Source organism: Phaeobacter italicus (assembly GCF_019801785.1).
Lineage (GTDB): Bacteria > Pseudomonadota > Alphaproteobacteria > Rhodobacterales > Rhodobacteraceae > Phaeobacter > Phaeobacter italicus.
In genome coordinates, this window is sequence record NZ_JAHVIJ010000013.1 from 1 (window position 1) to 10,237 (window position 10,237).

General features: G+C 55.5%; 11 protein-coding genes and 2 pseudogenes. 3 read left to right on the forward strand and 10 right to left on the reverse strand.

The genetic code is table 11. The annotated features are described in order from the left end of the window. Positions 1-175: transposase (locus tag KUV39_RS18570; RefSeq protein WP_222460642.1), on the forward strand; the 175-nt coding region annotated here is incomplete at its 5' end. Between the two features lie 81 nt (positions 176-256). Here KUV39_RS18570 and KUV39_RS18575 read toward each other — a convergent pair. From KUV39_RS18575 to KUV39_RS18590, 4 genes are all read right to left on the reverse strand, one after another. Beyond that, on the reverse strand, positions 257-1,039 hold the full coding sequence (locus KUV39_RS18575) for an SDR family NAD(P)-dependent oxidoreductase (protein WP_222460637.1): 783 nt from the start codon (positions 1,037-1,039) through the stop codon (positions 257-259). Positions 1,040-1,041: 2 nt separating this feature from the next. Continuing rightward, the gene (locus KUV39_RS18580) at positions 1,042-2,010 is read right to left on the reverse strand and encodes a TIGR03571 family LLM class oxidoreductase (RefSeq protein ID WP_244998470.1); all 969 of its coding nucleotides are present in this window, start codon (positions 2,008-2,010) and stop codon (positions 1,042-1,044) included. Between the two features lie 67 nt (positions 2,011-2,077). Beyond that, positions 2,078-2,461 carry a DUF1330 domain-containing protein gene (locus KUV39_RS18770; RefSeq protein ID WP_336512839.1) on the reverse strand — a complete coding sequence of 128 codons (384 nt, stop codon included), beginning with the start codon at positions 2,459-2,461 and terminating at the stop codon, positions 2,078-2,080. Beyond that, entirely contained in the window at positions 2,400-3,410 is a 1,011-nt protein-coding gene (locus tag KUV39_RS18590) for a zinc-binding alcohol dehydrogenase family protein (RefSeq protein ID WP_222460638.1), read from the reverse strand. Before KUV39_RS18590 ends, KUV39_RS18770 begins: the two co-directional genes overlap by 62 nt. 111 nt (positions 3,411-3,521) lie before the next feature. On the opposite strand from KUV39_RS18590, the gene KUV39_RS18595 reads away from it, so the two are divergent. Then, the gene (locus KUV39_RS18595) at positions 3,522-4,436 is read left to right on the forward strand and encodes a LysR family transcriptional regulator (protein WP_222460639.1); all 915 of its coding nucleotides are present in this window, start codon (positions 3,522-3,524) and stop codon (positions 4,434-4,436) included. A 352-nt stretch (positions 4,437-4,788) separates the two neighbouring features. On the opposite strand, the gene KUV39_RS18760 is transcribed toward KUV39_RS18595, so the two are convergent. Both KUV39_RS18760 and KUV39_RS18600 read right to left on the reverse strand, forming a co-directional pair. Next, on the reverse strand, positions 4,789-4,920 hold the full coding sequence (locus KUV39_RS18760) for a hypothetical protein (RefSeq protein ID WP_272877491.1): 132 nt from the start codon (positions 4,918-4,920) through the stop codon (positions 4,789-4,791). Between the two features lie 562 nt (positions 4,921-5,482). Continuing rightward, the gene (locus tag KUV39_RS18600; RefSeq protein ID WP_222460640.1) at positions 5,483-6,409 is read right to left on the reverse strand and encodes a diguanylate cyclase; all 927 of its coding nucleotides are present in this window, start codon (positions 6,407-6,409) and stop codon (positions 5,483-5,485) included. Positions 6,410-6,910: 501 nt separating this feature from the next. On the opposite strand from KUV39_RS18600, the gene KUV39_RS18605 reads away from it, so the two are divergent. Next, on the forward strand, positions 6,911-7,216 hold the full coding sequence (locus tag KUV39_RS18605) for a hypothetical protein (RefSeq protein ID WP_037302286.1): 306 nt from the start codon (positions 6,911-6,913) through the stop codon (positions 7,214-7,216). Between the two features lie 570 nt (positions 7,217-7,786). On the opposite strand, the gene KUV39_RS18810 is transcribed toward KUV39_RS18605, so the two are convergent. From KUV39_RS18810 to KUV39_RS18625, 4 genes and pseudogenes are all read right to left on the reverse strand, one after another. Continuing rightward, complete coding sequence (locus KUV39_RS18810; protein ID WP_222460643.1) at positions 7,787-8,023, reverse strand: Gfo/Idh/MocA family oxidoreductase; 237 nt, start codon at positions 8,021-8,023, stop codon at positions 7,787-7,789. A 51-nt stretch (positions 8,024-8,074) separates the two neighbouring features. Continuing rightward, positions 8,075-8,527 (reverse strand): annotated as a pseudogene (locus KUV39_RS18615) (TIM barrel protein). Between the two features lie 811 nt (positions 8,528-9,338). Next, on the reverse strand, positions 9,339-9,962 hold the full coding sequence (gene nusG / locus KUV39_RS18620) for a transcription termination/antitermination protein NusG (RefSeq protein ID WP_244998471.1): 624 nt from the start codon (positions 9,960-9,962) through the stop codon (positions 9,339-9,341). A 23-nt stretch (positions 9,963-9,985) separates the two neighbouring features. Beyond that, positions 9,986-10,237, reverse strand: a pseudogene (locus tag KUV39_RS18625) (hypothetical protein); the annotation flags it as partial.

Here is a 10,237-nt window from a genome sequence, read left to right on the forward strand (position 1 = left end):
GAAACGCAAGGCGCCGGTCAAATACGACAAGCGCAGATACAAGCGTCGCAACCGGATCGAGATCATGTTCGGTAGGCTTAAGGATTGGAGGCGTGTCGCGACCCGTTATGACCGCTGCCCCAAGGTGTTTCTCTCGGCCATCGCGCTCGCGGCTCTCGTCATCTATTGGTTATGAATCCTGACCCTAGCCCAATCCAAGATAACGTTACGCTACGCTTTCGTCGGATGGATGAGGAAAGATAAACTGTTGATCTGACTAGTCGCCAATCTCTGCTTTTATAACATCAACTACGCGCGCGACCTTCAGGGCATTGGTGGCATCGGGATGGGGCTGCGCAAATTGCCCACTATCATTGTCGAAGTATTTTCCCGACGCGGCTGCAAATTCATCTGATAGGGCCGCGCGGATAAGTATATCGACACCGACATTCAGGTCGTTGCCGGATGTTCCGAACCCTTCGCGCACCATCTTAGTCGCAAGGAGCGAGCCGGGATTTACAGCGACCGAAATCGGCCCTTCGGGGTGTTGCGCTGCAAAGTCCTGGCTCCACATCGTCAGGGCGAGCTTGCTTTGTGCGTAAGCCTCCATGTCTTGTAGTTGTCGTTTGCCAGCCAAAGCGTCCACATCCACTGGCTCTTGAGCCGCCGACGACAAATGCACCAAGCGGCCATCCTTTGGCATATTCGGCAGCAGGAGGTTGGACAAAAGCGCTGGCGCAAAGGTGTTGACGACAAAACGCACGTCCATGCCATTGCTTATGCGCGGCTGCGACAGCTTGAAGACACCTGCGTTGTTGATCACCACATCGATGTTGTCGTGGCGCTGCAAAAGGCCGCGCCCCAGCTTTGCCACCTGCGCCAAGTCGGACATATCGGCCTGAACAGTGGATGCATTCGCACCGATTTCGGCCTTCAGCTTGGCCAATTTCTCGGCGTTTCGGCCATGTGCTATTACTCTATGCCCCAGAGCCGCCAAGGCAATTGCGGTTGCGCGGCCAAGGCCATCGGTCGCTCCGGTAATGAGGATCGTTTTTGTCATGGTCATACCTTATTTGAAAGCGGGTAGGACATATTCGGCCAAGTCCTCCAAGGTTTGCTCGACAGGTGCAGCACTAAATCGCAGATTGAGTGCGACATGGTGCACACCGATATGCTCGAGCTGTCGGAGATATTGCAAAGTGGGCGGTGGCCAGACCGAAACCCGAGGTGAATGGAGCTGGGCGTTGCATCGGGGTCTTCGGCAAGGTCAATGTAGAGCGGTTGTAGGACCGGCTTCGGCACCTGGCCCAGTGCAGCCAGCTGCGATCGCCACTCCTGCAACACGCGATCCTGCGCCACTCCAGGGCGGGGATAGATCATCCAGCCGTCACCATGTTGCGCAATCCAATCCGGCGACTGGCGGCTTGATCCTGTGATCAGCATTGGCAGTTTCACCCTCGCCGGTTTGGGCAACATCTCGATGGATGGGCCAACCTTGCCGAACCGATTGGCACTCTGCGTGGCAGGTGCGTTCATGGCGCGAATGTAGTCAAAGCTTTCGCGGAACGCGTCGCCGCGCGCGTCGAAATCGCGGTTGATGGCTGGGTATTCTTCCGGGCAATCGCCAGAGGCCACCCCAAGGATCAGCCGCCCGCTTGACAGAACATCGGCAGTCGCCGCGGCCTGGGCCACATAGGCGAGGTGGCGCAGCGGCAGAACGATACTGGCAACGCCCAAGGCAATATCGGTTGTCGTCGCGACCGGATAGCCAAGATAAGCGAAGGGATCAACAAACTGCCCAGCATCGCCAAAGCTGGAGACGATGAAAGGCACATCACGCAACCAGACGGCCTTGAAGCCAAGCTTTTCGGCCTGCTGAACACGGGTCAGATGGTCGGCCATATCCGGCACGGGGCTGCTTGCGTATTGCGCGATCGGGACCACAAGCCCGACACTCAACCGACCGTTTTGAAACGTCGTGTTGTAGCCGCGGTTGATTTGCTCGAATGGGGTAAGGGTGTCGTCGCGCATGGGGGCTCTCCGTCAAAATGCGCGGCCCCTCGTGAAGGACGGCGCGGACGTTTTAGGCCAGGTCGTCTTAGCCCTCGATTAGGTAGTGGTGGCAGACCGAACCGGCAGTGCGTGCAGCAAGGTGGGGGGAATAAGCCTCATCGGCCATGAATGCCTGCGCGGCTTCCTTGGACGGCCATTCGATAATGATGCGCAGACCTGCTTCTTGCGTTTCGCCTTCCACCTGCTCGTGGCTTGCGGCGCGCGCGATGTACTTGCCGCCGTGCGTTACGACACGCTCATTGGCAGTCGTCAGGTAGTCGGGAAACCACGCATCGTCGGTGGGGGGTTGCGTCGAGAACAGAATAATAAGCCATTTGGGTTTTCCTGTTGAGGGTCGGTCGCTTTGATCAAAAGGACAGCCCGGGCAGGACCTGTTTGCCGATGACGCGACCGCTTTCTTGACGCTTATGCGCCTCGGTCAGCGTGTCCACCGTCAACGTCTCGGCGCGTTCAGTGACTGTGGATTGAAGTGTGCCTGAATCGATCATCTGCGACACGCGGTTCAACAGATCACGCTGCGCGGTGATGTCGCCAGTGGCGAACATCGAACGGGTGAACATGAATTCCCAAGAGATCGTCAGCGCCTTTGGTTTGGCGGGTGAGATATCCAGGTTTGCAGGATCGTCGATGAGCGAGATGTGGCCGCGCGGCGCGATCAAATCAATGATGGCGGGCCAATGCTGGTCCGTTGCTGTCAGTGCGGCAACATGGGTTGGTGTGAGGCCAAGATCATTGACTTGCTCCGCCAGATCGCCGCGGTGATTGACCACATGATCGGCGCCCATCTTGCGCACCCAATCTTCGGTCTCGGGGCGCGATGCCGTTGCGATAACTGTCAGGTTGGTAAGCGTCTTGGCAAGCTGGATCAGGATCGAGCCGACGCCGCCCGCGCCCCCGATTACCAAAAGGCTTTGCCCCTCGCCTCCACCTTCCGCCAAACGGAAGCTGTCAAACAGCATTTCCCAGGCGGTGATCGACGTCAGCGGCAAGCCCGCGCTTTCGACAAAATCCAGCGACGCAGGTTTCTTGCCGACAATGCGTTCGTCAACCGCGTGGAATTCCGAATTGGTGCCGTCGCGGGTCACATCACCTGCGTAGAACACCTCGTCGCCGACCGCGTAGCCTTTGACCTCGGAGCCGATTTCGACAACCGTGCCTGCCGCGTCATATCCCAGAATGCCTTTACCGCCTTCGGGGGCACGCGCTTCGCGCAATTTGACGTCGACGGGATTGACCGAGATGCCCCTGACCTCAACCAGAATATCGCGCGAGCCAAGAGTTGGCCTATCCAGATCAAACTCGCTCAGTGCACCCGCGCCGTCGATGGGGCCGTTTTGTGTATAGCCGATAGATTTCATGTTCAATGCTCCAGAGTGCTGCGTTGTTGGACATGAAATATCACCACAAAAAATTATAAAAATACTCTATATATTGTTTCAGAATTCGTATTCCTGATATAATTGGGGCGCATGGATACAGACTCCCTTCGCCTTTTCGTCGCCGCCGCCGAACGGCTGAACATCACCGCAGCTGGTCGCGACCTTGGCCTTGCGCCTGCTATGGCCAGTAACCGCCTTGCAAAGCTGGAGCGGGAACTGGGTACGGAGCTTTTGCATCGCACAACGCGCAAGATCTCGATCAGCCAGGAGGGTGCGGCGTTCTTGCCCTATGCGCGAGAGGTTCTCGCCCAAGTGGAAGCGGGGCGCGCTGCAGTGGGCGCAGGCGCGTTGCGCCCGAGCGGCGTATTGCGTTTCGCGGCCCCCAGCAGCTTCGCACAACTGCATATCATTCCACTCTTGCAGGATTTTCAGACAATCTATCCTGATATCACCATCGACTTGCGGCTGTCTGACACTCGGCAGGACATCATCGAAGGCAGTTTCGATCTAGCCCTGCGCAGCGCGCCACTCGAAGACAGCAGCCTCATGGGGCGAAAATTGGCAGATGACACGCGCATTTTGTGCGCATCCCCTGCTTACCTAGAGCATTCAGGACGACCAATGACGCCTGATGATCTTGAGGCCCATCGTTTCCTGTCATGGTCGAGCGCTACTCCACGCCAAATCATCCATGCCGATGGTCAAACGGCCGTTCTGGATCCGACAAAAATGATGTGCCGCACGATCCTTGATGACGGAACTTCCCAACGGTTGGCGACACTGGCGGGAATGGGGATATCAGTAAACTCGCTCTGGAGCGTCGCGCAAGATATTGAGGCGGGACGTTTGGTCCGTGTACTATCAGACTGGCGCTTACACGACCAATCCGTTCTTTGGCTGATCTACCCAAAGTCGAATGTGCTAACTCCGAAAGTCAGATGTTTCATGGACTTCTTGATCAACCAATTGGATATCGCAAAGCTCATGGGCAAGCGATGTCCTTGAGCTTTGCGCGCTGATCTTGGTCAATGAGATCGATAGTCGATAAATTCACCTTGGCCTTTGCCTTATTCGGTCATTGGGGAAACCGCGGCGATTTGGCGCTCCGTCCCGCGTCTTGCGGATCACCCAACGAAAGTTCGCTGCACGATATTCGAATGCCCGCATGCTGCGCCGACTTGCAAAGTTGAGGACAATGCGTACGCGACAAAATCAGTGGTACGAGCGCACTCAGTGAGAAAGTTGAATTCACGGGCTGAGCTCAAAACAAACGTGCAGTATTCCAGCTACCTGCGTAGAGTAAACCCGCGCATAAAGTCAGAACTCAGATCGTGCCAGTCGGACCCCTTTAAGGCGTTTAGATCGGGCGCAGCATTTGCTCCTCCAGCATCTGCTTTGGCTTGGCCTTCTCGGTCTGCCGCACCTTCAGCCGCCGGGCATTCGAAACATCGATACCGCGATGCTTCTCTCCCGGCTTGTAGAGGATCACATCCCACCTCTCGACACTGTAATGCAATGCCCTGCTCGGCGGTGGATGCCTTGCTTTCGGCACGCCCATCACGGTCCGATGTTCATTCACAATGCCAATTGTCTGCTCTTTGCTTATGATCAGCAGACAGCGGTTCACAGTCCAGGTAAGTGCCAGAAGTTCAGGGCTAGCACCCGGTTTGAAAAACTAAACAAAGTCAAAATACCGAACTGCCATGCGCGCGCCTGTGCTTATCTTCATGTCTCAGCTACGTCTTCATCGTGACAGGCGCATTTAGGCGGGAGCAATCCAATAGCGACTGCCTCAAGAGATCTCTGATACATTCTGGACTTGATGACACCGACCCCAAACCCAAGAAGCCCGCCCACAGAGACAATGATGAACAGAACCAGAGGATGCCGCTCCAAAACCCAGTTTCCTACTAGTCCTCCGAAAAGCGCTAAAGTAAGCCCCGGGATTGCAATCCCGTACAAAACAAATTCGCTGACGACTGGCGGCCTGACACCAAAAAACTTATACTCGTTACCACATCCCTTTGCTTTTTCGTCTTGCCTATTTGGCATTAGTACACTCCAATAATAGATAGCTCTCTTCTTTTTTCTTTCTCTTCCGAGACCACTTGATTTCTGCCACCGCTCTTCGCTGAGTAGAGCAACTCATCTGCCCGTTTGAGAAGGGAAGCACCATTCACGAAACCGCCAGCGATTTCAGTCAGGCCAATGCTGACGGTGAGGCGAATCTTGTGGCCATGAGCATGAATTACCTGTTGTTCCACGCTCTTTCGCAAACGCTCGCAGGCGATAAACGCGCCCGCCAAATCTGTTTCAGGAAACACGAGTGCGAACTCCTCGCCCCCAAGCCTCCCAACAAGGTCCACAGTCCGAAACTCACGTATCAGCATTCTTGATAACTCTTGCAGAACTTTGTCACCTGCGTCGTGACCGTAGCTGTCATTGATGAGCTTAAAGTGGTCGACATCTAACATCGCGACAGACAACGGCAGGCCGATTTCCAGAGCATTCTCAAAATTGGTTTCCAGTGTCTTGAGAAATGGCCGCCGGTTCGAAACTTGAGTCAGAGGGTCGGTATTCGCCTCGATCTGCAGAAGTTCATACGCCTTCGTGAGTTCGCGAATACTAAGAATGCCCACTAGCTTCCCATTTCTAAGAACAGGCATATGCCGGAAAGAGTTTTCGTTCATCAAACGGAGTACATAGGCCACCTCGTCCTCGGAACAGCAGGAAACGACAGCGCGTGTCATGACTTCGGAAACCCGCCGGTTGCCTGCTTCAGGATCGGAACTCGCGACGACAGGTATCAGATCTCGTTCTGAGATAATCCCGATCAACCTATCGTCACCGTCTGTCACGACCAACGCACCGAGCTTGTGCTCAAGCAGTAACTGCGCGGTTTGTTTTAACGTGAAGTCAGGACTAACGCCTTTGACCGCGGTAGACTGCTTCGCTAGCAAAAGCGCTTCGACCTTCATATCCCACTCCGTTTTCGAACCGGTCTAACGCTAAAATCAAAGTGTGAACTGATAGTGAAATAGCACCATTGAGATAAATTATATGATTTCCGTCTGGTGCAAGCAGCACCTGCGGTCACTCAACCTCGCCTTTCGCCATGAAGAATTCATTCCTCGCTGCAGGACATGATGTGGCAGTGCATCAAATGCGCACCGGCGGATATAGAGGTAGCCGGAGTGGCCACATTCGACATGGCGCCCCTCCCCCCAACTCCACAGGATACTTGCCCACTAGCTCATGGTCTCAACTCTATCGTCAAAGTTATCTCTCCATCGAACCAGAAAAGAGCCCTTATAGATTACGTTTTGGCTTGATTTTGTACACGCGGCTCGCAACCATCCGGCCGCCAACAAAGCACAAAGCTTTGCAGCCCCGACTGACAGAGTTCAGATTCGACAAGTGTAGATAAATAGTAACACACCTCCCAACGGCAGGAGGTCATAGTTTTGAGGACTTTGGAAATGGCCCGCAATCGAACTACCAACCACGTTCCCACCGCCCATGCCAGCATCACAGCAACATTCTTGTATGAAACCCTAGTCTACGTGATTCGCGAACTTGGAAAAAACGCACCCGGCACTGATTGGCACCAGAATTTGTACGAAGAAGTGCAAGACTTGTTCAGCGAGTCGCAGGAGCTCATTGCAATTATGGATGCCGACAAGGCCTCAAACGTAGATGCGCTAGCTGAAGCCTTCAGAACCGCGCTTCGAACAATTGATTCAGCTTTCGACCATACAGCGCCCAAACAATCCGACCTCGCATAAGACACGATCCCCCGCGAGCCAACACGTCTGGATTGATCAGATTCTGGACAAAAGCAACCTATCCGATATCATACCTCTTTATTGAACGCTTGAGGTTTGCTGAAAGCGTTCAATAAAGCAAAATGATAGGAGTGGTTGTCGAATGTCTGATGGAGTGGCGCCCCTAACTTACAACATAATAGGCCCGATCGAACTGGCATGGGATGCTTCTCGTGAGCAACTTTCACTACGCGGCAGAACTGACTTAGAGGGCCAAGTTTCCTCCGAAATTCTATTTTCCATTCAGGGTGATGACGCAATCAAGACACTAACGCAGTTCCAAGCCCTCTTACAAAGGATCGCGCAAGACAAAGATGGGCCAAGAAGTTTCGATTGTCTTTGACCCAAGACTGCTTGTGCCAATACCACGAGGTATCGCGAGCAAAGGGCAATTGAAAGTGTCCTTGATCGCACGGTAGATGACCGGAGGTCTTCCTCTCAGCCATGGCCCTTGTGGCACTCGTCGTCTATTAGCTATGAGGCCCGAGCTCAGGCTCTCTCTCGCGCGCGAGCGACAACGTCACTGTTTTTTCAAAATACAGCCTTGCCCGCTTGTGTGACCTGTTCGAACAGGTCTGAACGTGTGTCGGCCGAGGTCGCGATCAGAACAACGTCCATCACGGGATCAGCAATAATTCTATCCGTGCTACTCGCGGTTGATCCGCGTTGCGCTGCCAGTTTTTTAGGGTTCTCCGGGATGTGGTCCGAAACCGTGGCCAGTGCGCTGTTCGGAATCGAGTTGATGGCAGTGGCGTGTACTCCAACAATGCGGCCAGGAGCCCGACTTTGATCATTGTATGGGTCATTCCGAAAAGAGGGCTATAGAGTGAATGCCGCGCGGAAGGCTTCCAGAGCATCTTCCGGCTTGTCTTTTGCGAAGGCTTCCATGCCAACGGGCCCATCATAGCCCATGTCCGCAAGTGCCCGCGCGATCATCGGCCAGTTCATCTCACCAGTCCCCGGTTCGCAGCAGCCGGGATTATCGGCAACCTGCACTTCGCCGATTCACGGCTGGCAGGCCTTGGCGTGGCGGATCACGTCTCCTTCGCCGATCTGGGTGTGGTAGAGATCGAGATTAATACGCAGTTGCGGGCGATCAACGGCCGCAACGAGCGAAAAGACATCAACCGTTGAATTGAACGGACAGCCGGGATGTTCACGCAGGTTGAGGTTTTCTAGCGTGAATGTCACGCCCTCTTCCTCAGCCATGTCGCAAATACGATGGAGCGTGTCGCGTGCCCTGAGCCACATGCCGGGTGCCACATGGGCCATCTGCTGGATGGGCAGGCCCTGATCACCCAGACCGGTGCCATGCAGGTTCAACCGATGGTCGAGCCGGTTGAATTATCGAGGGTCTTGCCGAGTGTCTCACGGCTGTTCGCGACTTCCGAACCGGCGCGTTAAGCGACGGCGTTTCATGTTTCGCTTCAAATTCTCGAAGCCCCCTCAATGACCGCTCTGTCGGCGCTTGCTGCGTTTCAACCATAGACATATATCGCCTGCGAACTGATGCTGCGTGAGCAATGGTCGAGCTTGCACAAGTCGGCATTGTTAGCGCTGTGTGAGCTGGATCGCCGCCTAATTCCGTACGTGCGCCGAATTACCGCTTAGCGAGCTCCAACGGCTGAAACATTGGCGTGCGCCGAAGGTCCATTCCCGGCCAAGCCACTCTGACTTTGCAACTGGCGGTATCTGCGGTTCACTCCCCGCTGGCCTGACTGGCCACTATTTCCAAACTTTCTCCATCCCATCCGGCCAAACTTCAAATCGAAGTGTTAAGCCGTTTTGTTAAGTGAGGCTTGAAGTGTTAAGGCTTTGCAAAGCGGGTCAGACTGCCGAACCCTCGGGGGGTTTCCCACCCGCATGGAAAGGGACCGTGGTACGGTCCCTTTTTCTCTTCATCAGCTCTGGAATGTCTTGGTGAGGCTTTACAGAGACCGCAGTCTGCCGTATTGCCCGTTGGCGAGTGCTGGTTCACGCAGTCTGTTCGGATGATCCTGCCGGTTCACTTGCCTCGGTGTTAAGTGCCTCGGCTTAACACCGCTCTGCGCTTAACAATAAGCCATGCAACTTTACACCTAACTCATTGGGCAGCGGCCAGAAATTCCTGCTCTAGCTCAACCTCAACATCCTTGCCCAGCAGGGTCATGACCGCCCGAGCAGAGCCGCCGGCCACATCCAGAAGAGCAAACTGCTGCCCTTCCAGAGGTCCGGCCTCAACCCGAACAAGATCCCCCGCAGCGAACTGGGGTTGGTCGACATCTGAGCTCCTGCGGCGCTTGCGGCCACCACCAAACTTGCGCATCAGAAACCGTACCTTGGCGTCAGAGATCCGAACAGGCTGCCCCCCTGCCCCCATCACTCCCGCAACCACATCCAGAGCCATCAGCTCATGGAACCGGGCTTGACCCGCAGGCCAACCGACGAACAGCCAACCCTCCATGGCGGGACGCGACCGCAGTTCCTTTTCCGGGCGAAAGCGACTGATCCGCTGCCATTCCCGTTTCAGCGGCAGGAACACCTCAAACCCCGCTTTCTGCAGCACCAGCTCCGGCACAAACACCCGCTGGCCTGAGCCCTTCACCTTGCGCCGCACCATCCGGCCATTGCGCGCCCGATAGGTTTCAAACTCGACACCAAGCACCGTTTCCCGACGCCCGCCATTTTGGCGCCCCTTCAGCTTCACGGCGTACCAGTCTATTTGCATTGCCTCTATCCTGCCCATCATGCTCATGATGCAACCATGTCCTCGCAGGCGCGGATCGCAGCCCGGCGCTTCTGGCGGAATTGCTCCTCTTCCCGGCTCACCTCCCCTACCCGCGCCAGACGGCTCTCGATGTCCCGCAGCCGCCGCATGCCATCATCGGCGCTCTCGCGGATCTTGCTCAGCGTCCAGGCACCCGGCCACTGGCGGTTGCCCTTCAGCCAGACATGCAGTTCCGGCGCCCAGCCCTCGCTGATCGCCTTCTGCCCGATCTCATG